The following is a 22,693-nucleotide window of genomic DNA, read 5'->3' as shown; positions in this document are numbered from 1 at the left end:
CCGTTCACCCGAGCGACACGAACAGGCGCGCCTGCAAGGCCTCCACCGCCTCGCACGCCGGCTCGCTGACATGGCCGCTTTCCAGCGCCAGCACCTGGTAGATGCCACGGCGCAGCATCGGCTCGCTGAGCTGGCCGTCCTCGGTGCCGGTGGTGCACAGGAAGCGGACCCAGGAGGTCAGGATGATCCAGGCATTGAGCGCCAGCGCCTCGATCTGCCGCGCCGTCATCGACAGGATGCCGGCGTCGACGAAGCCCTGGTAGAGGCGCCGGGCGGCGCCCAGGCAGCGCCGGGCGAACAGCCGGTAACGTTCGGCCAGGGCGGCGTCGCTGTCGAGCAGGTGTTCCAGGTCGCGGTGCAGGAAGCGGTAGCGCCACATCGCCGCCAGCAGGGCCTCGAGGTAGAAGGTCTTGTCCGCCACGGTCAGCGCCCGCCCGGCCGGTGGCTGCAGGAAGTCGTCGACCTGCGCCTCGTACTGGGCGAACAGCTCGGCGATGATCGCCTGCTTGTTGCGCACGTGGTAGTACAGGTTGCCCGGCGATATGCCCAGGTGCGCGGCGATGTGGTTGGTGGTCACGCTGCGCTCGCCCTGGGCATTGAACAGCTCCAGGCTGGCCTGGACGATGCGCTCGCGGGTGTTCGGGGAAGACGCCATGACCTGTCGGGTTCTCGTCCAAGGTAGAGAATGAGGAGTACCGCGGCGCTACCTGCAACCCCAGCGCCACGCCGTCGATGTTACCCGACGAAGCACACCGCCGGGCCAACCGGCTTTTGGTTGGGCTGCGCCCGGCGCCTGGCGGGGCCATGCTGTTTGACACATTAGAGCAATTACTCTAGAAATCCAGCACTGGCCGCCGCGCCGAGCATCCGAGGAGCCGACCATGGTCGCCGAAATCGCCGTCCTGCCGCAGAACGCGCAACAGCTCGCCGGGCTGCAGCAGCGCTTCCAGGCGCAGCGCCTGGCCTTCAGGGCCAACCCCATGCCCACGGCCGAACAGCGCATTGCCTGGCTGGACGCCCTGCGCGGGCGCCTGCGGCAAGAGCAGGAGGCGCTGATCCAGAGCATTTCCCAGGACTTCGGCAACCGCAGCGCCGACGAAACCCTGCTCGCCGAGATGCTGCCCACGCTGCAGGCTATCCGGTATGCGCGCAGGCACCTGCGCGGCTGGATGAAGCCCTCGCGCCGCCGCGTCGGCCTGCCGTTCATGCCGGCCTCGGCGCGGGTGGTCTATCAGCCGCTGGGGGTGGTCGGCATCATCGTGCCGTGGAACTACCCGCTGTTTCTCGCCATCGCCCCGCTGGTCGGCGCCCTGGCCGCGGGTAACCGGGTGATGCTCAAGCTGAGCGAGTCGACCCCGCTGACCTCGCAACGGCTCAGGGATCTGCTGGCCAGCATCTTCCCGGAGGATCTGGTCAGTGTCGTCCTGGGCGAGGTCGAGGTCGGCATGGCCTTCGCCCGGTTGCCGTTCGACCACCTGCTGTTCACCGGCGCCACCAGCATCGGCCGCCAGGTGATGCAGGCGGCGGCGCAGAACCTGACCCCGGTGACCCTCGAACTGGGCGGTAAATCGCCGGCCATCGTCTCCGCCGAAGTGCCGCTGGCGCATGCCGCCGAACGCATCGCCTTCGGCAAGTGCCTGAATGCCGGCCAGACCTGCGTGGCGCCGGACTACGTGCTGGTGCCGCGCCAGCGCCTGGAAGGATTCGTCGACGCCTACCGCCATGCGGTGCAGCGCTTCTATCCGCGGATCGACGGCAATCCCGACTACACCAGCATCATCAACGAGCGCCAGCTCCGGCGCCTCGACGCCCATCTGGAGGATGCCCGCAGCAAGGGCGCCATGATCATCCCCCTGGCCGCCGACGGCCAGGATCGGCGCATGCCGCCCAGCGTGCTGCTGAACGTCAACGACAGCATGAGCGTCATGCAGGACGAGATCTTCGGCCCGCTGCTGCCGGTCGTGCCCTACGACCAGCTCGACGACGCCCTGGCCTACGTCGCCGAACGACCGCGGCCACTGGCGCTGTACTACTTCGGCTACGACCGGCGTGAACAGCGGCACGTGCTGCAGCACAGCCACTCCGGCGGCGTGTGCCTGAACGACACCCTGCTGCACGTCGCCCAGGAGGACATGCCCTTCGGCGGCATCGGCGCCTCGGGCATGGGCCACTACCACGGCCACGAAGGCTTCCTCACCTTCAGCAAGGCCAAGGGCGTGTTCGCCAAGCAGCGCTTCAACGCCGCCCGCCTGATCTACCCGCCCTACGGCAAGGCCGTGCAGAAGCTGATCTACAGGCTGTTCGTGCGCTAGGCCGCTCGCCGGCCGGGAGACAACCACCATGAACGACACCGCCGCCTTGCTCGCACTGTCACGGCGCAACCTGCTCAAGGTCGGCCTGCTGGGCTCGGCCTTGCTCGCCACCGCCAGCCTCGGCGGCTGCTCGGCGAGCACGCCGGCGCCGGGCCTGCTGGTGCCGCACCAGCGACCTGCCGTTGCTGCACGCCCTGGTGCCGGTGATGCTCGCGGGTGCGGTCGACGCATCCGGCATCGAGCGGGCCCGGGACGCCACCATCGTCGGCCTCGACAGCGGCCTCGCCCACCTGTCCCCGGCCATGCGTGACCTCACGCTGCAACTGTTCGACGTGCTCAGCCTGCCCCTTACCCGCGGCCCGCTCACCGGCATCTGGGGGGCCTGGGAAAACGCCTCGGCCGAGCAGGTGCAGCATTTTCTCCAGCGCTGGCAGAACAGCCGCGTCGGCCTGCTGCAGATGGGCCACGCCGCGCTCCTGCAACTGGTGATGATGGCCTGGTACGGCCAGGCCGAAGCCTGGCGGCACTGCGGCTATCCGGGCCCGCCCCGGGTGTGAGCGGCAGCCGAACGCACGAATAACAACAAGACCCGAGAGCAGCGACCCATGCCCGTACCCGACCTGTTCGCCGAGGGCCTCGCCCGCGGCTGGAAAACCTACGACGGCTCGCGCCTGGCAGAGGATCTGACCCTGGAGGCCGACGTCGCCATCGTCGGCAGCGGCGCCGGTGGCGGCACCACGGCGGAAATCCTCAGCGCCGCCGGCTTCAAGGTGCTGCTGATCGAGGAGGGTCCGCTGAAGACCAGCCGCGACTTCAAGCTGCTGGAAAACGAGGCCTACGCCTCGCTCTACCAGGAAGGCATCGGCCGCATGAGCAAGGATGGCGCCATCACCATCCTGCAGGGCCGCGCGGTGGGCGGCACCACCCTGATCAACTGGACCTCGAGCTTTCGCACCCCGGCGCCGACCCTGGAGCACTGGGCCCGCGAGCACGCCGTGGCGGGGCATGACGAAGCCGCCATGGCGCCCTGGTTCGAGCGCATGGAGCGGCGTCTCGGCGTGGCCCCCTGGCGGGTGCCGCCGAACGGCAACAACGACGTGCTGCGCGCCGGCTGCGACACGCTCGGCTACCACTGGGACGTCATCCCGCGCAATGTCGCCGGCTGCTGGAACCTCGGCTACTGCGGCATGGGCTGCCCGGCCAACGCCAAGCAATCGATGCTGGTCACCAGCATTCCCGCGACCCTGGAGCAGGGCGGATCGCTGCTCTACCTGGCCCGCGCCGAGCGCTTGCTGCTCACTGGCGACCGGGTCAGCGGCCTGCACTGCCGCGCTCTCGACGCCCGCTGCGTGGCCCCGACCGGACGCAGCATCCGGGTCAAGGCCCGGCATTACGTGCTCAGCGGCGGAGGCATCAACACGCCCGGCCTGCTGCTGCGTTCCGCGGCGCCCGACCCGCACCGGCGCACGGGGCGGCGCACCTACCTGCACCTGACGAGCTTCTCCGCCGCCCAGTTCGAGCAGGTGATCAACCCCTTCTACGGCGCGCCGCAATCGATCTACTGCGATCACTTCCAGTGGCGGGACGGTGTCAGCGGACCGCTGGCCTACAAACTCGAGGTCCCGCCCCTGCATCCGGCCCTGGCGGCCACCCTGCTCGGCCGTTTCGGCATCGACAACGCCCTGCGCATGGAACAGCTGCCGCACACCAACATGCTGCTCGCCCTGCTGCGCGACGGCTTTCACCCGGACAGCGCCGAAGGCCGGGTCGAACTGCGCAGCGACGGCAGCCCGGTGCTCGACTACCGCATGACCGACTACACCTGGGACGGCGTGCGCCGGGCCCTGCACAGCATGGCCGAGATCCAGTTCGCCGCCGGTGCCAGGGCGGTGCTGCCGCTGCACGGGGATGCCGGCTACGTGAAGAGCGCCGCCGCGGCCAGGGTGCTGATCGACGGGCTCGACCTGGCGCTCCACCGTACCCGTCTGGGCAGCGCCCACGTGATGGGCGGCTGCGCCATGGGCGAGGATCCGCGCCAGGCGGTCACCGACAGCCTGGGCCGGCATCACCAGCTGGAGAACCTGTCGATTCACGATGGTTCGCTGTTCCCCACCAGCATCGGCGCCAACCCGCAGCTGTCGGTCTACGGCCTCAGCGCCAAGCTCGCCAGCCTGCTGGCGCAACGTCTGCGGGGGAGCGCCTAGCGGCGGCCGGTCGGACCTGAACTATTCAGGCGCGCGAACGTTCATTGCCCAGGCATGCCGTTTTGTTGGAAAGTCCGTCAGGTGTCCAGGCGCATCACGTCTCGCATCGGCGCATGGATCACGGCCACACTACTGATGCCGCTTCCTCGATATCGGTGGGGTTGCGCGCGCCAACGTTCATTCAAGGGCCTCGTGACGATGGGTAGATTGAAAACAGTATCCTTGGCCGGAGGCACGCTGCTGGCGGCTTGCCTGGTCGCCGCCTGCACGGGCAGCGCGCCCTCTTGGCGCAGCGGGGAAGCCGTGCCGGCCAGCCTGGATTTCGACGCGGATCGCTACCAGAGCCGAACCCTGGTCGTCGATGGCCAGAGCATCGGCGTGCGTGCCTACGAAAACATCGTCTATGTCTCCCGGCCGCTGGACAGCACTTACCAGACCATGAACATCTACGTCCCCGAGGCGTATTTCCACGACGAGCGCATCGGTTCGTTCACCGCGCAGACGGCACCGATCTTCTTCCCCAACCAGGTCGGCGGCTACATGCCCGGCCAGCCGGGCACTCCAGAAGGACGGCGTGGCCCGCCACCGGCGGGTGCCGGGCGCATGGCCCCGGTGCGCCCGGAGGGCATGAGCGGGCCCGACACCGGCGCTGCTCGCACCAGCACCATCGCCGAGGCGTTGGCCAGGGGCTACGTCGTGGCCTCGCCTGGCGCCCGTGGCCGTACCAGCCAGGACGCCGACGGCAAGTACACCGGCAAGGCGCCGGCGGCCATCGTCGACCTCAAGGCGGCAGTGCGCTATCTGCGTTACAACGACGCGCGCATGCCAGGCGATGCCGAGAAGATCGTCGCCAACGGCACCAGCGCCGGCGGCGCGCTATCGGCGCTGCTCGGCGCCAGCGGCAACAGCGCCGACTACGAACCCTACCTGCAGGCGCTCGGTGCCGCACCGGCGCGCGACGACATCTTCGCCGTCTCGGCCTATTGCCCGATCACCAACCTGGAGCACGCCGACAGCGCCTACGAGTGGCTGTTCGGCGGCGTCAACGACTACCAGAGGTTCGACCTGTCGATGCTGGACTACAACGTCCAGCGCAAGGCAGTCGCCGGCACCCTGACGGCTACGCAGATCGCGCTATCCGACGCGCTCAGCCAGCAGTTTCCCGGCTATCTCGACAGCCTGGGGCTGCGCGGGCCGCAAGGGCAGGCGCTGACGCTGGATGCGGCCGGCAATGGCAGCTTCAAGGACTACCTCGAGTCGCTGCTCATCGCCTCCGCGCAGGTTGCGCTGGACGCGGGGCAGGACCTCTCGAAGCTGGACTGGCTGACCGTGAAGAACGGCAGGGTCACGGATCTCGACGTCGACCGCTACGTGCGCCACGCCGGCCGCCAGAAACTGCCACCGGCCTTCGACGCGCTGGATTTGAGCAGCGGGGAGAACCAGTTGTTCGGCAGCGAGACGCTCGACAAGCGGCACTTCACCGCCTTCTCGCTGGAGAACGGCACGACAGCCGGCGCCACCCTGGCCGATGCCGCGACGGTGAAGATGATGAACCCGCTGGGCTACATCGGTGCGGCGGGCGCTAGCTCCTCGGCACATTGGCGCATCCGCCATGGCACCCAGGATCGCGACACCTCGCTGGCCATACCCGTTATCCTCGCCACGGCCCTGCGGAACGAGGGCTACGCCGTCGACCTGGCGCTGCCATGGGATCGCCCTCATAGCGGTGACTACGACCTGGACGAGCTGTTTGCCTGGATCGAACGAATCAGCACACAGCGGTGATAGCGGGCGGCCAGGGTCCGTCCCGCTTCGGCATGAGCGCGCCGCAGGGCTCGCCAGGAACATCGCCGGCGGCGCGATTAACGCCCGGTTCCGGCGCCGGCGGCCGCACCCGACTTGGCCCCTCGCCGCGTGCTGCGCTACCATCCGACTCCCCAACGGCCCCGCCAGGACGTCACGATGAATCGAGTATTATACCCAGGCACCTTCGACCCCATTACCAAGGGGCATGGCGATCTGGTCGAGCGCGCCTCGCGTCTGTTCGACAGCGTGATCATCGCCGTCGCCGCCAGTCCGAAGAAGAACCCTCTGTTCTCCCTCGACCAGCGCGTGGAACTGGCCCGGGAAGTGACCAGGCACCTGCCGAACGTGGAGGTGCTGGGGTTCTCCACCCTGCTCGCGCAGTTCGCCAAGGAACAGGGCGCCAACGTGTTCCTGCGCGGCCTGCGCGCGGTGTCGGATTTCGAATACGAGTTCCAGCTGGCCAACATGAACCGGCAACTGGCGCCGGAGGTGGAAAGCCTGTTCCTCACCCCGTCGGAAAAGTACTCCTTCATCTCCTCCACCCTGGTGCGGGAAATCGCCAACCTCGGTGGGGATATCTCCAAGTTCGTCCACCCCGCCGTGGCCGATGCGCTGACCGAGCGCTTCAAGGCCCGCTGAGACGACGGCGGCGAAGCCCTGGCCAGGCAGGCCATGGCGCCGCCGCCGATGCCCGCACAAGGCGCAGGGTCGTTGCTCCGTACGGCGCGCGGACGTGCGCAAGCGGCGACAATCCGGCACAATCGCGCATTCCTGTTTGAATGTGTCGCGGCCAATGGCCCGGCAGGAGCGTGCATTTCATGTCCCTGATCATTACCGACGATTGCATCAATTGCGACGTCTGCGAACCCGAGTGCCCGAACGCGGCCATCTCCCAGGGCGAGGAGATCTACGTGATCGATCCCAACCTGTGCACCGAATGCGTCGGCCACTACGACGAGCCGCAATGCCAGCAGGTGTGCCCGGTGGACTGCATCCCCCTCGACGAGAACCGTGTCGAGAGCAAGGAAGAACTGATGCAGAAGTACCTGATCATCACCGGCAAGGCATGACCATGCGCCGCCACCTTCGCGGCCAGCCTCCCCTCCCCGCGCTGTTCGGCGCGCTGCTCCTGCTGTTCAGCCTCGCCCTGCCGGCCAGCGAAAGCCCTGGCCGGAGCGCCATCGCCAGCGCCCACCCTGCCGCCACCGTCGCCGGCCGGGAAACCCTGGCCCTGGGCGGCAATGCCTTCGACGCCGCGGTGGCCGTCAGCGCTGCCCTGGCGGTGGTCGAACCCTATGGTTCCGGGCTCGGCGGCGGCGGTTTCTTCCTCCTGCGCGAAGCCGGCGAGCCCCCCGGCTACCGCTTTCTCGATGCCCGCGAACGGGCACCCATGGCGGCCCATGCCGACCTCTACCGCCGTAATGGCGAGGTACAGCCCGCGCTATCGCGCGATGGCGCCCTGGCCGCGGCCATCCCCGGCCTGCCCGCGGCCCTGGTGGAACTGGCCGAGCGGCATGGCCGCCTGCCGTTGCGCGACAACCTGGCGCCCGCCATCCGCCTGGCCCGCGACGGTTTCGCCGTGGATCGCATCTACCGCGAGCGGGCGCAGTTGCGCCTGGCGGCCATGCGCGACGACGCGGAAACCGCGCGCCTGTTCCTCGACGGCGGCGAGGTGCCCGTCGCCGGCGCCCTGCTGCGCCAGCCGGAGCTGGCCGACACCCTGGAACAGCTGGCCCGCGACGGCCATGCCGGCTTCTACGACGGGCCAGTGGCCAGGCGCCTGGTCGACGGCGTGCGCGCGGCGGGGGGCATCTGGACGCTGGAGGATCTGGCCGCGTACCAGGTGGTGCAACGCCAGCCCCTGCGCGTGACGCTGGCCGATGGCCGCGAACTGATCGCCGCGCCGCCGCCCTCGGCGGGCGGCCTGGCCCTGGCGCAGAGCCTGCTGATGCTCGAACGCCTGCCATGGCGCGAGGCCGACCCGGCGCAACGCGCTCACCTGGTGGTGGAAACCCTGCGCCGGGTCTACCGTGATCGCGGCCTGCTCGGCGATCCGGATTTCGTCGACAACCCGCTGGCCGCCCTGCTCGCCCCGGACTACCTGCAACGCCTGAGCGCCAGCATCGACCCGCGGCACGCCACCCCCAGCCGCGACCTGCCGGCGGCCGGCACCTGGAAGGAAGGCGACCACACCACCCACTTCACCGTGCTCGATGCCGACGGCAACGCGGTCGCCGCCACGCTCTCGATCAACCTGCCGTTCGGCGCGGCCTTCAGCGTGCCGGGCAGCGGCGTGCTGCTCAACGACGAGATGGACGATTTCGCCGCTGACGTGGCCGGCGCCAACGCCTACGGCCTGGCCGGCAGCCAGGCCAACACCGTCGCGGCGGGCAAGCGGCCGTTGTCGAGCATGAGCCCGACCTTCATCGAGAGCGCCGACACCTTCGCCAGCTTCGGCACGCCGGGTGGCAGCCGCATCCCGAGCATGGTGCTGCTGGCGGTGCTGGAATACCTCGATGGCCAGCCCATCGCCCGCTGGCCGGCCGTGGCGCGCTATCACCACCAGTACCTGCCGGATCGGATCGAGCATGAAGCGTACGCCTTCAGCCCGGCGCAGATCGCCGAGTTGCAGGCCCGCGGACATCGGCTCGAGGCGCTGCCGCGCGTCTACGGCAACCAGCAGGTGCTGCGCTGGGACAAGGCCAGCCGGCACGTGGAAGCGGCCAGCGACCCACGGGGCATCGGGAGCGCCGACAGCAGCCGCTGAGCGGCGCTCAGTCCAGTACGATCAGACGCTCGTCGCTGCTGCTGCCCAGCCGGCGCAGCTCGTGGAACAGCGGCTGCTCCTCGCCGATCAGCAGCACATTGCGCAGGCTCTGGATGATGCGGCTGGCGTAGCCCAGGTCGTTCATCAGCGAGCTGGTCTGCAGGCCATCCAGCTGACCGCTGCGCACCTGGGCGAAGAGCCGCTGGCGGAACTCACCGTCGAAGCGGGCGGCCTTGTCGTCCAGCGCCTGCAGGTGGTCGTGCCAGGGCTGGCCATCCAGACCGGAGCGGCCCAACTGATACACCTCGTGCAACGCCGCGAGCAGATGGCCGCGCAACTCGACGTAGGCATCGCGCGCCGTGCAGGGCGCGCCCTCGAGGTAGTGGCCGAGGTTCTTCTGCAGGTGCTTGGCATCCTTCACCGCGTCCACCAGTTGCAGGGCCGCCACCTGGCAGCCGACCCAGAAGCGCTGGTGCTCTTCGTCCATGGGCTGCTCCATGCGCCCCATGAAGCTCAGCAGGTCGCCATACACGCCCTTGATGTGGCGCTGGTACAGCGCCTCGGCCTCGAAGTGGAATTTCTCCGGCGCCGCCCGCAGCAGCGCGTCGTCGGCCCGCACCTTGCCCAGTTGATCCACCGGCAGGTACAGGGCATGGCAGATCACTTCCAGGCTCAGGCGCCCCAGGTGGTTCAACTCCTGCACCACGGCGCCGGCCGCGGCATCGGCCGAGTCCAGGGCCCGCTCGTTGAGGTAGCGGGCGGCGGTGCGCGCCGGCTCGCTGCGCGCCGGGTCCAGTTCGGTGATCAGCACCTTCGGCTCCTGGCGATCCGGCAGCCAGCGCGTCAGCTGGCTGGCCAAGCGGTCTTGCCAGGGCCAGAACAGCAGGACGCCCATGGCGTTGAACAGGGTGTGGAACATGGCCAGCTGGATCAGCAGGTTGTCGCCCAGCCCGGCGAACCCGGCGATGGCCTGCACCAGCCAGGCCAGCGGCGTCAGCAGGACGAAGGCCAGCACCCCGGTGAGCACGTTGAACAGCACGTGGGCCAGCGCCAGGCGCTGACCGCTGCGGTTGCCGCCGAGGGAGCCGACGAAGGCCGTGGTCACGCTGCTGCCGATGTTCGAACCGATGGCGATGGCCAGGCTCTGCCCCAGCTCCAGCTGGCCGCCGGCCAGGGCCGCCAGGGTCAGCATCAGGGTGGCATGGCTGGACTGCAGCACCACGGTGACCAGCAGCCCCAGGGCGGCGAACAGCAGGCTCCCGACCAGGCCCTGGACCTGATAGCCGCTCATGTCCAGGCCGTCGCCGAAACTGGCGAAACCGTCCTTGATCTGATCGATGCCGAGGAAGATGAAGGCGATACCCAGTACGATGCGTCCGGCCGCCCGGCTTCTGGCGCCGAGAAAGCTGGCCAGCACGCCGAACACCAGCAGCGGCAGGGCCAGGGGGCTGAGGCTGAGATTCTGCCCGGCCATGGCCAGCAGCCAGATGCCGCTGGTGGCCCCCAGGTTGGCGCCGAAGAGGATGGCGATGCCGCCGGCCAGCTGGATCAGACCGGTGCTGATGAAGGCGATGGTCAGCAACGAGACCAGGGTGCTGGACTGCAGCAGCAGGGTACCGCCGACGCCGAACAGCAGGCTCTTGAAGGGCGTCGCCGTGCTGCGCCCCAGCAACTGCTCCAGCTTGCTGCCGGCCAGCTGGCGCAAGCCCTCCTCCAGGCATTGCATGCCGAACAGGAACAACGCCAGGCCGGCGCACAACTGCAACCAGCCGGGGCTCAGCCAGAAACTGGCGCCCAACAGAGCGGCGATCGGCAGGATGAGGAAAAATCTACGGGACAAGGTACAGACTCGATTTCAGGCGGCCAGGCAAGCGGATCGTCACCCTTCAGCGGTGCGGGTTGCCTGGCTCGCGATTGGGCCGGAACGGGCGCGGGTAGAAAGCCCTGGGCGCCTCATGGCATTAAAAAGCCGCGCCCGGGCGCGGCTTCTTCACTGGCCAGGGCCTTAACGCGAATAGCGATCGCTGCTGGAGCAGCCCAGGCAGCGCACGAACGCCTCCCGGCCCGGGTCGACGACCAGCGCCTTGCCGGCCTCGCCAACGTTGCCGCCGAGCGCGGTGAACGGCAGGCTGACGACGAAGGCCGCGGCGCCGATGACGGTGGCGCCGATGAGCAGGGGACGGGCGATCAGCAGGTCGCCCAGCATGGGGAAGGCCTTGGGCGCCTCGACGCTGTACAGGGGGTCGCCACTGGCGTTCTGCTGCACTTCTTGCGCATGGGCGAACGAGGCAGCGGTCAGCGCCAGGACAGCAGCGCAGGAGCGAAACAGTTTCATGGGGCGATCCTTCAGAAATGTGCGGGCGATGCGCTTAACTATAACAGCGCTCCGGCAATTGTCAGCGTGATGCCCGTCAAGTGCCGGAGACGCCATCCCGCCAAGCCTGCCGGCGCGCGTCAACGCTGGCATTTCGGGCAGTACACGCTGGCCCGCTGGCCGAGCTTGATCTCGCGCAGGGTGCTGCCGCACACCTTGCAGAACTGCCCGCCCCGGCCATAGGCGAACAGCTCCTGCTGGAAGTAGCCGGGTTGGCCGTCGCCGCCGACGAAATCGCGCAATGTGGTGCCGCCCCGCTCGATGGCATGGGCCAGCACCCGCTTGATCTCGTGCGCCAGCGCCACGTAGCGCACCCGCGAGATGCCGCCCGCCGCGCGGCGCGGATCGATCCCGGCGGCGAACAGGGCCTCGGTGGCGTAGATGTTGCCCACGCCGACCACCACCGCGTTGTCCATGATGAAGGGCTTGACCGCCATCGAGCGTCCACGCGACAGCCGGTACAGGCGCTCGCCGTCGAACAGGTCGGTCAACGGCTCCGGGCCCAGCCGTACCAGCAACTCGTGCTCCAGCGGGGTCAGGCTCCAGAGCAGCGCACCGAAGCGCCGTGGATCGGTGTAACGCAGCGCCAGACCGGACTCCAGTTCGATATCCACATGCTCGTGCTTGGCCGCCGCCAGGCCCGCCTCGACCAGCCTCAGGCTGCCGGACATGCCCAGGTGGCTGATCAGGCTGCCGGTTTCGGCCTTGATCAGCAGGTACTTGGCCCGCCGCTCGACCGCCTCGATGCGCTGCCCCGACAGGCGCGCGTCCAGATCCTCGGGGATCGGCCAGCGCAGACGACGATCGCGCACGACGACCCGGCTGACGCGCTCACCGATGAGATAAGGGGCGATGCCCCGGCGGGTGGTTTCGACTTCTGGCAGTTCGGGCATGACAAAACGGGCTCGGAAAGGACTTGAGGCTTGAGGCTTGAGGCTTGAGAAGCTTACGACACTCGCGCGCTTTTTCGCTCTTCGCTCTTCGCTTGTAGTTTGTACCTTTCAGGCTGCACCAAGGTCGCGAATGCTCTCGCGCAGGTTCTCGAAGTCGTACTCCGAGAGACCGACGTAATCCAGGACCAGCGGCTCGATGCTGCGCCATTCGTGATCCTCGGCCTGATTGCCCAGCACCTGGTAACTGCGGCAGATGTGTTCGGCCATCTTGAGGATCGCCAGCAGGTTCTTCAGCTGCGCGTCACGGCCGCTGTCGTCGAGGAAGATGGCCAGGGCGTTGTGGTGGTTGGCGATGGCTTCGCACAGGTGCAGCGGCAGGTTCCAGGACTTGGCGGTGAAGTAGCCGACCACCGCGTGGTTGGTGTTGAGCAGGCGGTTTTCCGTGTCGACGATGCGCTTTTCGGTACTGGCGCTGGCGTAGGCTTCCTCCAGCACCAGCATGTAGTCGGGAAAGCGCTTGAGCATCAGCGGAATGCCGCAATTGTGGAACAGCCCCAGGGTATAAGCCTCGTCCACCGCCTCGCAGCCGATGCGCTTGGCCAGGGTCAGGCAGGTCATGGCGACATCCTGGGCGGTGTCCCAGAAGCGGTTGAGGGTGACGATGGTGTCGTCGCTCATCTCGCCACGGATCGACAGCGCGTTGACCATGTTGATCACCGACCGGCTGCCCAGCAGATTGACCGCGCGCTGGATCGAGCCAACCCGGTTGGCCAGGCCGAAATACGGCGAATTGACGATCTTCAGCAAGGCCCCGGACAGGCCCGGGTCCTGGCTGATCAGACGGGCGATCGCCTTGAGATCGGGGTTGGGCATGACCTGCTCGAACTGCAGGTCGACCATGATCTGCGGCTGCGGCGGCACGGTGATGCCCTGCAGAAACTTCTGGATCTGCTCGGCGGAAAGCTCTTTGTCCATGGCGACGACGGCTAGAAAAAATGAAGGAGTGCACAGTCTACCCTCAGCCAGCGACCTTTTGACCAGCTCATCGCATTGGCTGAACTAATACCGGACGCATGACCACGAATCTAGGGTCAACAGAACCTAGTATCGAGGTGTTTCCATGACTACGTCCCTGAAAGGCAAACGCGTTGCACTGCTGGTCACCGATGGTTTCGAACAGGTCGAGATGACCGGGCCGAAGAAGGCCCTGGAGGCGGCTGGCGCCAGCACCGAGATCGTCTCCGCGGAAAACGGCAAGGTGACCGGCTGGCACCACACCACCCCGGCAGACGCCTTCAAGGTCGACAAGACCTTCGATAGCGCGCGTATCGAGGACTACGACGCCATCGTACTGCCGGGCGGCGTGGTCAACTCCGACACCATCCGTCTCGACGAGATGGCGGTCGAACTGGTCAAGGATGCAGCGCGCGCCAACAAGCCCATCGCGGTGATCTGCCATGGCGCCTGGATCCTGGCCACGGCCGACCTGCTCAAGGGCAAGACCATCACCAGCTGGCCATCGCTCACCGACGACCTGAAGAACGCCGGAGCGAACTGGGTGGACAAGGAAGTGGTGGTCGACGGCCAACTGATCAGCAGCCGCAACCCGGATGACATCCCGGCCTTCAACGCGAAACTGATCGAAGCACTGGCGGCATAAAGGCACGCGATCAAGAGCGCGGGAGGCTGGACGCTGGACGAAAAGCTCTGCGGCATGCCGCCTTTTCGCTTAGCTTTCAGCCTTACGGCGCTGTTTTCGGCTCCCGGCTTTCCCTTACAATCCGCCCCTTTTCCCCCGGAGCCGCCCATGTCCCTGCCCAGCCTGCGCCTGAAAGCCAATGCCGACCGACGCCTGCGCGCCGGCCACCTGTGGGTCTACAGCAACGAGATCGACGTCGCCGCGACGCCGCTCAATGCCTTCCAGGCGGGCGACCAGGCCATACTCGAGGCCGCCGGCGGCAAGCCGCTGGGCATCGTCGCCCTGAGTCCGAACAACCTGATCTGTGCACGCCTGCTGTCGCGCGACGTCAAGCACGTGCTGGACAAATCGCTGCTGGTGCACCGCATCAACGTCGCCCTGAGCCTGCGCGAGCGCCTGTTCGACAAGCCCTGCTACCGCCTGGTGTATGGCGACTCCGACCTGCTGCCGGGCCTGGTGGTCGACCGTTTCTTCGACATTCTGGTGGTGCAACTGGCCTCGGCCACCATGGAACGGCACAAGGACGAGGTGCTCGCCGCGCTGATCCAGGTGCTCAAACCCAGCGGCATCCTGCTCAAGAACGACTCCGCCGCGCGTGATGCCGAAGGCCTGGAGCGCTATGTCGACACCGCGTTCGGCGTGGTGCCGGAATGGGTCGCCCTGGAAGAGAACGGCGTGAAGTTCGAAGCGCCGGTGATCGCCGGCCAGAAGACCGGCTGGTTCTATGACCACCGCATGAACCGCGCGCGCCTGGCGCCCTACGTGCAAGGCAAGCGCGTGCTCGACCTGTTCAGCTACATCGGCGGCTGGGGCGTGCAGGCCGCGGCCTTCGGCGCCAGCGAGGTGTTCTGCGTGGACGCCTCGGCTCCCGCCCTGGACGGCGTGGAGCGCAACGCCACCCTCAACGGCGTGGCGGAAAAGGTCACCTGTGTGGAAGGTGACGTGTTCGCCGCCCTGCGCGAACTCAAATCAGCCGAAGAACGCTTCGACGTGGTAATCGCCGACCCACCCGCCTTCATCAAGCGCAAGAAAGACATCAAGAACGGCGAAGCCGCCTACCGCCGCCTCAACGAAACCGCCATGCGCCTGCTGAACAAGGACGGCATCCTGGTCAGCGCCTCCTGCTCCATGCACCTGGAGGAGGACAACCTGCAGAACATCCTGCTGACCAGCGCCCGCCACCTGGATCGCAACATCCAGCTGCTCGAACACGGCGCCCAAGGCCCGGATCACCCGGTGCACCCGGCCATCGCCGAGACCCGCTACATCAAGAGCCTGACGGTGCGCCTGCTGCCCAACAGTTGAGGCCCGCTGGAGCCGTACCGGGCCGACACCGGCAACGCAGAGGCAGCGTCTGCAACGCAGGCGCAGGCAGCTCGACCGTCAAGCAGGCTTCGCCCGGCCTGGAGTCGATGGTCGGCGCCCCTGCCTCTATCGCGGATCAACGCCGTGGCAGACTGGAAACCGGGACGCGACGTCACAACCACCCGCTATCTGATCACCCACTGTGGCGAAGCGCGGCCAGGCTGCTCGGCACTCAGCAGCATCTCCTGCAGCCAGGCCGGCCGCGCCCGACCGTCGAACAGCCGGGCGTAATCGGCGTGCAGTTTCTCCGGCGGCAGCCCCCTGCGCATGCTCTCGCGATAGCCGCGTGGCGTGGCGCGGATGAATTTGCGGAACATCCTCGCCAGTTGCTCACCGTCGAGCAGGCCACAGCGGCGAGCCACCTTGTCCACTGGCAGGTCGCTGTCGAGGAGGGCCTGGCGGGCCATTTCCAGGCGCAGAAGGAACAGGAAGGAATACGGCGAAAAGCCGGTTTCATGCTTGAACTGACGGCGCAAGCTGCGCTCGCTGGTGCATAACTCCAGCGCTGCGCGATCCATGTGCAGCTCTTCGTCGAGGTGTTGCAGCCACCAGCGACAGAGGCGATGGGCGAGGCTTTCCGGTTGACCGAGCAGTGCCACGCTGGCAGTGGTCGACCGGCAACCGGGACAGGAACGGAGCGGGCTGGCGCACCTGCGCTCCGCCTGCGGTTCGCCACGATCCTCGCGGATCAGCCTAAGCGCCAGCTCGCGTGCGCCGATCTGCTCGCTGGACGTGCAGTAATGCCCATCGATCTGGAAACAGGTGTCACGCTCGACCTGCAGGGCTGGATAGCGCTCGCCAAGCGCTTGCTGCAGGGATGAGTGGGTGACGACCCGGCGAGCAGTCAGCAAATCTGCCGCGGCCAGGAGAAAGGCACCGGCTCCGAGAGCGATGACACGGCGCGCCCGCTGATCGACCTCCCGCAGCCACGCCAACAGCGGCGGCGGAAACTCGACCACCGACTGCACTGGGCCATGGGCGACGATCAGCGTATCCACAACGTCTGGTGCCGGCCCGAGGACTGCCAGGGTCTCCACCTTCACCGAAGCGCACATCGGCGACAGCAGCACACCGCCGCATATCGAATAGACATCGGTCTGGTAGGACGCCAGAGGATCGCTCCTGGATGGACTGAGCGAGGCGAAAACCTCCAGCAGCTTCACCACCTCACCGACGAAGCAGCCGGGATAGGTGAGGATGATCACTCGGCGTACCGACGACCTCGACAGCTGCGCCCGCATACCGAGGGGCTGTAGACTGCTCATGGCCGGCGCGCCATCGGCCCGTCCGGGCAAGGTCGCACTCAACATGGCGTGGTGCTCGGCACCGTCCAACGCGGAAGGCATTCGAGCATTTCCGCCAGCGCCGACGAAGTCAGCGGTTTGCGCAGGAATCCGATCAACGGGATGTGCCGCAGCCAGGCATTGAACAGCAGCTCATGCTGGTGTTCGGCGTCGTACTCGGCGAGCAGCACCACATGCTGAACCTTGCATCCGCTACAGATACGCTCCAGCAGAAAGATATCGTCCATGGCGAAGGAGCCGGCCGTACAAACCGCCATGTCGAACGGCCCCGTGCTGGAGGTCAGCACCTGCTCGAGCTGATCGGGCTCCAATACAGTGGAGATCCGATAGCAGCCGATCTGGTTGAGCACTCCTTCGATATCGCTCGACTGGAAGGGCCTTTCCTCGATGACGAGAACACGCGTGCGACTGTGCATGGCTTTGCTACCCGGCCTGGCATCCATTGCACCGAATACGCTTGGCGACTCTCGGTGCCGGCTGAAGAAAGCGAGCGAAGAACCCGCGGGTAGCTCGCTCTCGGAGACCACAGTGCCGACCAGCTATTCGCCAGGACGGAATCTCCTGATGAACGGAAAAAAAACGCGTCGGTGGTCTAAAAAATCAAGCGCCCACACAGAGTTTTTCAGCGGATGCATGCACACTGAGACGAAAGGTCATTTGACCTCTTGCACACGCCGAATTGAATAGGGCGTCAATATTTGTGCGCCAAAACATAGTCACTCAACCACATAGAGTCAAGCGCAATCGCTAAACTTTACGATCAAGCAGGCCGAATGAGCTCAAATCCTGAACATATTCCCCCGCGTAATTCTTCAAAAGAAGCTATCAATTCACTTAATTTAAAGGAAATGGGAGAAAGAATTGCAAAATTGGCTGACTCGCTAGGCGGAAAGCGAAACCTAGCTAAAAAGGCAAACATTCATGAGACACAGCTGTACAAATACATCCGCGCCATCAACTCTCCGAGTCTGCTGGTGATCAGTTCGATAGCCGCCGCCGGAAATGTCTCGCTGGACTGGCTCGTTTCGGGCGTACAAGGCCAGTCTCCCGCGCCCGGCCAGGCTGGCGATTCTATCTGCGTGCCGCGCTACGTCTGCCTGGGCTCGACAGGAACCGGGCCATGGAACGAAGGCCTTGCGCCGCTCGACAGCATTTCCCTGAGTCGTACCGAACTGCAGGCCCACGGCCTCGTCGAACAGCGCCAGTTTCTGCTCGCCATCCAGTTGGGCGACGGACGCCTGCCCGAGCCGCTGAAACCCGGCTCGACGGTGCTTATCGACACCCAGCGAATCAGCCTGGAGGAGGAGGGCCTGTTCCTGCTGAAGATCGGCCCGGCGCGCCTGCAGGTCAAACGTGTGCAGGTGCAGGCGGATGGTTCCCTTCTGCTGCTCAGCGCCAGTGCGCGATATCGCGATATCCCGCTGCCACGCGAACAGCGCAGCGCACTGCAGGTCGCCGGCAAGGTGGTCTGGTACTGCGGCTGGCAACCCTGAACCTGTCGCTCGCGAGCGACACACCGAGAAAGTTGGCCGTTTCTGCCGGTATTTCGGCCAATTCTGCAGACGCGACGCGGACATCCTGAGAAAGACGTATCCACCGCACGGTGGATGCCACTTCAGACAGTCAAGGATGCCCCTCATGACCTACAAATGTGCGTTCAACGCCAGCGCCCTTTCGCTACTCGCCATCGCCCTTCTCGGCGGAACCGCCCATGCGGCGACCGAAACAGCCACCATCGCCGTAACCGCCACCGTCGCCGCCACTTGCACCCTGACCGCCACGCCGCTGGCGTTCCCCGCTTACACCGGCGCGGCGGACGTCACCGCGACCGCCGACCTCACCGTCACCTGCAGCAATACCGCCCCCTACGTGGTCAGCCTCGACATGGGCAACGGTACCGGCGCCACCGCCGAAGCGCGACTGATGACGGGCGGTGTAAGCGGCACCGACACGCTGACCTATCAGCTGTTCCAGACCAATGCGCAAGGCATCGCCTGGGGCAACACCCCCGGCACCGATACCCTCGACGGCACTGGCGATGGCGCTGCCCAGACGCTCACCGTCTATGGGCTGATCGCAGCCAGTCAAGAATCCTCCATCGGCGATTACAGCGACTCGGTGGTCGCCAGCATCGATTACTGACAGCCGCTTTCCTATCATGCCCGTGCGCTTTATACGACCCTGGACGTCAGTGCTCGCGCTGACGTTCAGCCTGCCGCTGCTGGCCGCGCCGCCTTCCTTGCAGATCGTGCCGATCGGCCAGCAACTGGCGGCCGGCCAACGCTCGGCCAGCTTCACCCTGAGCAATCACGGCGACGATGAGCTACTGATCCAGGTTCGCAGCTTCGCCTGGCGGCAGTCGGCCAGCGCCGACCTGTACGACAAAACCGGGGAGCTGGCGGTCAGCCCCCCCTTCGCCCGCATCGCGCCGGGCCAATCACAGATCGTCCGCCTGCAACTGCGCCAGCCATCGCAGGCCGCCGAACAGGCTTATCGGGTGTTCTTCGATCAGCTGCCGGTGAAAAGCCGCAATCAGGTCGATATCGCCCTGCGCATGACCGTCCCCGTGTTCGCCGAGGCGGCGACGCCAGGCACCGCCCAGTTGCGCTGGCGTGTCGAGCGCCAGGACACCGGCAGCGTGCTGATCGCGGAGAACGCCGGTCTCCGCCACGCGCAGCTCGCAGGCCTGCAGTTGAGCGCGGCCGATGGCGGCCCGCTGAAGCTGGCCGTCCAGGGTCTGCCCTACCTGCTCGCCGGCAGCCAGCGGCGCTGGCGAATCGAAGGCGGCGAGCAGTCGCTGCGACCCGGCGCACGCGTGTATCTGCAGCTACCACCGCAGGCAGGCGGCACCGGGCAATGGCTGGTGGTCAGTGATCATCGATAGGCGCCTGCGTCCCCTGCTCGCCTTGCTGTGCCTGCTGCCAGACATCGCGCAGAGCGTCTCTGCCAGCGAGCCGGTGCCGCTGCTGCTCGCGGTGTTCATCAATGGGCGCGACCTCGACCAGGTGCTGGCTTTCGACGAGATCGACGGCACGCTCTTCGCCGATCGCGCGCAACTCCTGGGCCTGGGAATCAGGCTGCCTGCCGAGGCGAATGCGCAGCGGCTCGACCTGGCCACGCTACCCGGTTGGCGCTACAGCCTCGACCCGGCGAGCCAGACGCTTTATCTGCAACTGCCGACAAGCGACCTGGCGCTGCAGCAGTTGAATCGAGCGCGCGCCCGCGGGGGCGGAGAAGTGATGCCCAGCGCCAGCGGTGCGCTGCTCAACTACGACACCCAGGCGACCCGCTCCAGCGAGTTCGACAGCAGCAACCTGCTCGCCAGCCTGCGGCTGTTCGGCGCCTACGGCGTATTCGAAAACAGCGCCGAGCAGGTCAGCGGCCGTTATTTCGACCGCCGTGTCCGCCTCAACAGCACCTACAGCTATTCGGATCCGCAAAGCATGCGCACCTTCAACGCCGGCGATTTCATCAACGGCGGGCTGAGCTGGACGCGCCCGGTACGCCTGGCCGGGGTGCAGCTGAGCACCAACTTCGATCTGCGCCCGGATCTGATCACCTTCCCCCGCCCCAGCCTCGGCGGCGAAGTGGCGGTGCCGTCCTCGGTGGACGTCTTCGTCAACGGCATACGCCAGTTATCCAGCCGCGTGGAACCCGGTCCGTTCGAGGTTAACCAGTTGCCGGTGGTCAGCGGCGGCGGCGACATATCGATGCTGATCAAGGACGCCAGCGGCCGCCAGACGAGCGAGACCCTGCCGTTCTACACCAGTTCGCAACTGCTGCGTCCCGGCCTGGACGCACTCTCGCTGGAGCTTGGCGCGGTGCGCCGCCACTATGCGTCGCGCTCCAACGATTACGCCGAGGGAGCCGCTTCACTCAGCTATCGACGCGGACTGTCCGCACAGGCCACCCTGGAGAGCCATGCCGAGGCGGCTCCGGGACTGGCCATGGGCGGACTCGGTGGCAACTGGCTGCTGGGGGATTTCGGCGTGCTCTCCGGTTCACTGGCGGCGAGCCGGCACCAGGGCCGCGGAGGCGGGCAATACGGACTGGGCTTTTCGCGCAACATGCCCTGGCTCAGCGTTGGCGCAAGCATTCTCAAGGCCAGCGACGGCTTCACCGACATCGCCGCCGCCGTTGGTGACAGCCAGCCAGGCACCACCCTGCGTGCCAACCTGGGCATCCCGCTGGGGCGCTTCGGCTCGTTCGGCATGGTCTTCGCGAAGAAGCGGGTCAATCTCTATCGCTTCTACGGCAGCGATTACCGTTACGCCGAAGAACCGCCGCGCTATATCGACAGTGCGGTTCTCTCGGCCACCTACAGCACGCGCCTGGCGGGTAGCCTGTCGGCCTTCGTAACCGCCTTTCGCGACTTCGAGAACCATGACAGCAACGGTTTCTTCGTCGGCCTGTCCCTCCCCCTGGGCAACCGCCGCACCCTCAGCGCCAGCAGCAACAGCAGCGGCTCGCGCACCTACAACCGCGTGCAGGCCGAACAGACCGCCGTGCAGCGCGGCGACATCGGCTGGCGTCTGGCCAGCCAGAGCGGCGAGCGCGAGCAGCAGAATGCCGCCCTCAGCTACAAGTCCGACTGGGGCCGCATCGGCGTGGAAACCGAGCGAGCGGATGACGGCAACGCGCTGCGCGCCACCGCCAGCGGCGCAGTGACGCTGATCGGCGGACACCTGTTCGCCTCCAACCGGATCGACGACAGCTTCGCCCTGGTGGATACCGACGGTGCCGTCGGCGTTGGCGTGAACCAGGAGAATCGTCGCGTCGGGCGCACCGACGATAACGGTTTGTTGTTCGTCGAGGATCTGCGTGCCTACGAGTCGAACCGGCTGTCCATCGAGCCTGGCGATGTGCCTATGAACGCCAATCTGGCGCAAGTCGAGCAGCAGGTGCGACCGGCCGACCGCGCCGGCGTGCTGGTCAGGTTCGCCATCGTCCAGCGCAACGGCGCAACTCTGCGACTGACAGATGTTCGGGGCAAGCCATTGCCGATCGGCAGCCAGGTGATGCTGCTCGGTAGCGATGTGCAGGTACCGGTGGGGTATGACGGCGAAGTCTTCATCGAAGGTCTCGGCCCCCATAACGAGGTGCAGGTCAGCCGTGAAGGCGAGCCCGACTGTCGCGCGCGTTTCGATTACCAGCCCGATGCCGAGCGGATTCCCGAGATCGGCCCATTGGCCTGCCACTTGGGGGAGCGACGATGAGTCCGCGAATGATCGCCAGCCTGTTCGCCAGCGCGCTCGGCCACACCGTGCTGCCTGCCCAGGCCTATGACTGCTCGATCAGTACGACGCCCCTGGTATTCGGCCAGATCGAAGGCGGTGGCCAGGCACAATCGAGCAGCGCAACGCTGACGGTGGTCTGCCACAGCGATGCCAGCGCGGCGAACATCGACTACCAGATTATCCTGGATAGCGAAGACCCCACCCAGCAGCGGTTGCTGGGCGCCGCTGGCGAAATTGCTTACCAGTTGTTCATTTCCAGCGATCAACGCCAGCTCTGGGGCAACCCCAGTGGCACCGGAATAGCCATCACGGACAGTGTAAGCCTGGCGCCATACTCGACCTCGACGCGGAACTACAGGGTCTACGCAACCACCCGGGCGGATCGCCTCTACCGCCCGGGCAGCTACACCGGTCTGCTCGACGTACGGCTGGTCTACTGAGCTGGTCGCGGCGGCGGTGGCGGCCTCGTCCAGCGGCTTGTGCACTCCCACCGAGCCGCGGGGTTGCACTGCAACCGCTAGCCGAGCTGACTCGCCGCCTGCTGCATGCTTCGCCGCCCATGGGGGTGTGGTTGACACCGACGGCGACCTGCGATGGTGCACATCCCGCTATCTCGCGGTATGGCCGCCATTCGCTGCGAGGTCACAACCTCCTACACCCGGATGGCGCTTGGCGATCAGCAAGTGACGAGCCCACGTCCTATGTTCCGTCCCTCTACGGTCTACGCAACCC

The 22,693-nt window shown here is 66.7% G+C and carries 20 protein-coding genes and 1 pseudogene; 14 read left to right on the top strand and 7 right to left on the bottom strand.

Annotated elements, in window-relative coordinates; all coding sequences use genetic code 11:
- Positions 1-4 precede the first annotated feature (4 nt).
- On the bottom strand, positions 5-655 hold the full coding sequence (locus DNK34_RS17970) for a TetR/AcrR family transcriptional regulator (protein WP_131176420.1): 651 nt from the start codon (positions 653-655) through the stop codon (positions 5-7).
- Between the two features lie 226 nt (positions 656-881).
- On the opposite strand from DNK34_RS17970, the gene DNK34_RS17965 reads away from it, so the two are divergent.
- The 7 genes and pseudogenes from DNK34_RS17965 (at position 882) to ggt (ending at position 9,089) form a co-directional block, all read left to right on the top strand.
- Positions 882-2,312, top strand: coding sequence for a coniferyl aldehyde dehydrogenase (locus DNK34_RS17965; protein ID WP_131176421.1), 1,431 nt, complete (start codon positions 882-884; stop codon positions 2,310-2,312).
- Positions 2,313-2,340: 28 nt separating this feature from the next.
- Positions 2,341-2,869: pseudogene (locus tag DNK34_RS17960) on the top strand (twin-arginine translocation pathway signal protein).
- Positions 2,870-2,917: 48 nt separating this feature from the next.
- The gene (locus DNK34_RS17955) at positions 2,918-4,516 is read left to right on the top strand and encodes a GMC family oxidoreductase (protein WP_131176422.1); all 1,599 of its coding nucleotides are present in this window, start codon (positions 2,918-2,920) and stop codon (positions 4,514-4,516) included.
- A 207-nt stretch (positions 4,517-4,723) separates the two neighbouring features.
- A complete protein-coding gene (locus DNK34_RS17950; RefSeq protein WP_207390740.1) occupies positions 4,724-6,301 on the top strand; it encodes a subtype B tannase in 1,578 nt (525 codons plus the stop codon).
- 177 nt (positions 6,302-6,478) lie between these two features.
- A complete protein-coding gene (gene coaD / locus DNK34_RS17945) occupies positions 6,479-6,961 on the top strand; it encodes a pantetheine-phosphate adenylyltransferase (RefSeq protein ID WP_131176424.1) in 483 nt (160 codons plus the stop codon).
- 179 nt (positions 6,962-7,140) lie between these two features.
- Positions 7,141-7,392: a YfhL family 4Fe-4S dicluster ferredoxin gene (locus DNK34_RS17940; protein WP_131176425.1), complete on the top strand. Its 252-nt coding sequence runs from the start codon at positions 7,141-7,143 to the stop codon at positions 7,390-7,392.
- A complete protein-coding gene (gene ggt, locus DNK34_RS17935; RefSeq protein ID WP_411269320.1) occupies positions 7,389-9,089 on the top strand; it encodes a gamma-glutamyltransferase in 1,701 nt (566 codons plus the stop codon). The genes DNK34_RS17940 and ggt overlap by 4 nt, the downstream gene beginning before the upstream one ends.
- Positions 9,090-9,096: 7 nt before the next feature.
- Here ggt and DNK34_RS17930 read toward each other — a convergent pair whose 3' ends face one another.
- The 4 genes from DNK34_RS17930 to DNK34_RS17915 form a co-directional block, all read right to left on the bottom strand.
- Positions 9,097-10,929, bottom strand: a complete 1,833-nt coding sequence (locus tag DNK34_RS17930; protein WP_131176427.1) for a Na/Pi cotransporter family protein — start codon at positions 10,927-10,929, stop codon at positions 9,097-9,099.
- 165 nt (positions 10,930-11,094) lie between these two features.
- A complete protein-coding gene (locus tag DNK34_RS17925) occupies positions 11,095-11,424 on the bottom strand; it encodes a multidrug transporter (RefSeq protein ID WP_131176428.1) in 330 nt (109 codons plus the stop codon).
- A gap of 119 nt (positions 11,425-11,543) precedes the next feature.
- The gene (gene mutM, locus DNK34_RS17920; protein WP_131176429.1) at positions 11,544-12,356 is read right to left on the bottom strand and encodes a bifunctional DNA-formamidopyrimidine glycosylase/DNA-(apurinic or apyrimidinic site) lyase; all 813 of its coding nucleotides are present in this window, start codon (positions 12,354-12,356) and stop codon (positions 11,544-11,546) included.
- A 108-nt stretch (positions 12,357-12,464) separates the two neighbouring features.
- Entirely contained in the window at positions 12,465-13,331 is an 867-nt protein-coding gene (locus tag DNK34_RS17915) for an HDOD domain-containing protein (RefSeq protein WP_131176430.1), read from the bottom strand.
- Between the two features lie 145 nt (positions 13,332-13,476).
- Between DNK34_RS17915 and DNK34_RS17910 the strand changes: the two genes are divergently transcribed.
- Positions 13,477-14,016, top strand: a complete 540-nt coding sequence (locus tag DNK34_RS17910) for a type 1 glutamine amidotransferase domain-containing protein (RefSeq protein ID WP_131176431.1) — start codon at positions 13,477-13,479, stop codon at positions 14,014-14,016.
- A 147-nt stretch (positions 14,017-14,163) separates the two neighbouring features.
- Positions 14,164-15,360, top strand: coding sequence for a class I SAM-dependent rRNA methyltransferase (locus DNK34_RS17905; protein ID WP_131176432.1), 1,197 nt, complete (start codon positions 14,164-14,166; stop codon positions 15,358-15,360).
- A gap of 185 nt (positions 15,361-15,545) precedes the next feature.
- On the opposite strand, the gene DNK34_RS17900 is transcribed toward DNK34_RS17905, so the two are convergent.
- A complete protein-coding gene (locus DNK34_RS17900; protein WP_131176433.1) occupies positions 15,546-16,766 on the bottom strand; it encodes a helix-turn-helix domain-containing protein in 1,221 nt (406 codons plus the stop codon).
- The gene (locus DNK34_RS17895) at positions 16,724-17,140 is read right to left on the bottom strand and encodes an ANTAR domain-containing protein (RefSeq protein ID WP_131176434.1); all 417 of its coding nucleotides are present in this window, start codon (positions 17,138-17,140) and stop codon (positions 16,724-16,726) included. Before DNK34_RS17895 ends, DNK34_RS17900 begins: the two co-directional genes overlap by 43 nt.
- Before the next feature lie 357 nt (positions 17,141-17,497).
- On the opposite strand from DNK34_RS17895, the gene DNK34_RS17890 reads away from it, so the two are divergent.
- The 5 genes from DNK34_RS17890 (at position 17,498) to DNK34_RS17870 (ending at position 22,401) form a co-directional block, all read left to right on the top strand.
- The gene (locus DNK34_RS17890; RefSeq protein ID WP_131176435.1) at positions 17,498-18,217 is read left to right on the top strand and encodes an XRE family transcriptional regulator; all 720 of its coding nucleotides are present in this window, start codon (positions 17,498-17,500) and stop codon (positions 18,215-18,217) included.
- 145 nt (positions 18,218-18,362) lie between these two features.
- Positions 18,363-18,866, top strand: coding sequence for a Csu type fimbrial protein (locus tag DNK34_RS17885; RefSeq protein ID WP_131176436.1), 504 nt, complete (start codon positions 18,363-18,365; stop codon positions 18,864-18,866).
- Positions 18,867-18,915: 49 nt separating this feature from the next.
- The gene (locus DNK34_RS17880; RefSeq protein WP_165497325.1) at positions 18,916-19,608 is read left to right on the top strand and encodes a fimbrial biogenesis chaperone; all 693 of its coding nucleotides are present in this window, start codon (positions 18,916-18,918) and stop codon (positions 19,606-19,608) included.
- Entirely contained in the window at positions 19,595-21,940 is a 2,346-nt protein-coding gene (locus tag DNK34_RS17875) for a fimbria/pilus outer membrane usher protein (protein ID WP_242675347.1), read from the top strand. The genes DNK34_RS17880 and DNK34_RS17875 overlap by 14 nt, the downstream gene beginning before the upstream one ends.
- Positions 21,937-22,401 (top strand): spore coat protein U domain-containing protein, encoded by a 465-nt coding sequence (locus DNK34_RS17870; protein WP_131176438.1) that lies wholly within the window; start codon positions 21,937-21,939, stop codon positions 22,399-22,401. Before DNK34_RS17875 ends, DNK34_RS17870 begins: the two co-directional genes overlap by 4 nt.
- Positions 22,402-22,693 lie beyond the last annotated feature (292 nt).

Origin of the sequence: Phytopseudomonas dryadis (genome assembly GCF_004327355.1) — a bacterium.
Taxonomy (GTDB): domain Bacteria; phylum Pseudomonadota; class Gammaproteobacteria; order Pseudomonadales; family Pseudomonadaceae; genus Aquipseudomonas; species Aquipseudomonas dryadis.
The sequence above is the reverse complement of the archived record's forward strand: the minus strand, read 5'-3'. Positions and strand labels throughout refer to the sequence as shown.

What these genes read in the sequence shown, in the direction of transcription:
- DNK34_RS17915 (WP_131176430.1), bottom strand. Translation starts at nt 13,331, where the DNA reads ATGGACAAAGAGCTTTCCGCCGAGCAGATCCAGAAGTTTCTGCAGGGC.
- DNK34_RS17925 (WP_131176428.1), bottom strand. Translation starts at nt 11,424, where the DNA reads ATGAAACTGTTTCGCTCCTGCGCTGCTGTCCTGGCGCTGACCGCTGCC.
- DNK34_RS17970 (WP_131176420.1), bottom strand. Translation starts at nt 655, where the DNA reads ATGGCGTCTTCCCCGAACACCCGCGAGCGCATCGTCCAGGCCAGCCTG.
- DNK34_RS17965 (WP_131176421.1), top strand. Translation starts at nt 882, where the DNA reads ATGGTCGCCGAAATCGCCGTCCTGCCGCAGAACGCGCAACAGCTCGCC.
- DNK34_RS17900 (WP_131176433.1), bottom strand. Translation starts at nt 16,766, where the DNA reads ATGCCTTCCGCGTTGGACGGTGCCGAGCACCACGCCATGTTGAGTGCG.
- DNK34_RS17955 (WP_131176422.1), top strand. Translation starts at nt 2,918, where the DNA reads ATGCCCGTACCCGACCTGTTCGCCGAGGGCCTCGCCCGCGGCTGGAAA.
- ggt (WP_411269320.1), top strand. Translation starts at nt 7,389, where the DNA reads ATGACCATGCGCCGCCACCTTCGCGGCCAGCCTCCCCTCCCCGCGCTG.
- DNK34_RS17870 (WP_131176438.1), top strand. Translation starts at nt 21,937, where the DNA reads ATGAGTCCGCGAATGATCGCCAGCCTGTTCGCCAGCGCGCTCGGCCAC.
- DNK34_RS17885 (WP_131176436.1), top strand. Translation starts at nt 18,363, where the DNA reads ATGACCTACAAATGTGCGTTCAACGCCAGCGCCCTTTCGCTACTCGCC.
- DNK34_RS17890 (WP_131176435.1), top strand. Translation starts at nt 17,498, where the DNA reads ATGAGCTCAAATCCTGAACATATTCCCCCGCGTAATTCTTCAAAAGAA.
- coaD (WP_131176424.1), top strand. Translation starts at nt 6,479, where the DNA reads ATGAATCGAGTATTATACCCAGGCACCTTCGACCCCATTACCAAGGGG.
- mutM (WP_131176429.1), bottom strand. Translation starts at nt 12,356, where the DNA reads ATGCCCGAACTGCCAGAAGTCGAAACCACCCGCCGGGGCATCGCCCCT.
- DNK34_RS17895 (WP_131176434.1), bottom strand. Translation starts at nt 17,140, where the DNA reads ATGCACAGTCGCACGCGTGTTCTCGTCATCGAGGAAAGGCCCTTCCAG.
- DNK34_RS17905 (WP_131176432.1), top strand. Translation starts at nt 14,164, where the DNA reads ATGTCCCTGCCCAGCCTGCGCCTGAAAGCCAATGCCGACCGACGCCTG.
- DNK34_RS17910 (WP_131176431.1), top strand. Translation starts at nt 13,477, where the DNA reads ATGACTACGTCCCTGAAAGGCAAACGCGTTGCACTGCTGGTCACCGAT.
- DNK34_RS17940 (WP_131176425.1), top strand. Translation starts at nt 7,141, where the DNA reads ATGTCCCTGATCATTACCGACGATTGCATCAATTGCGACGTCTGCGAA.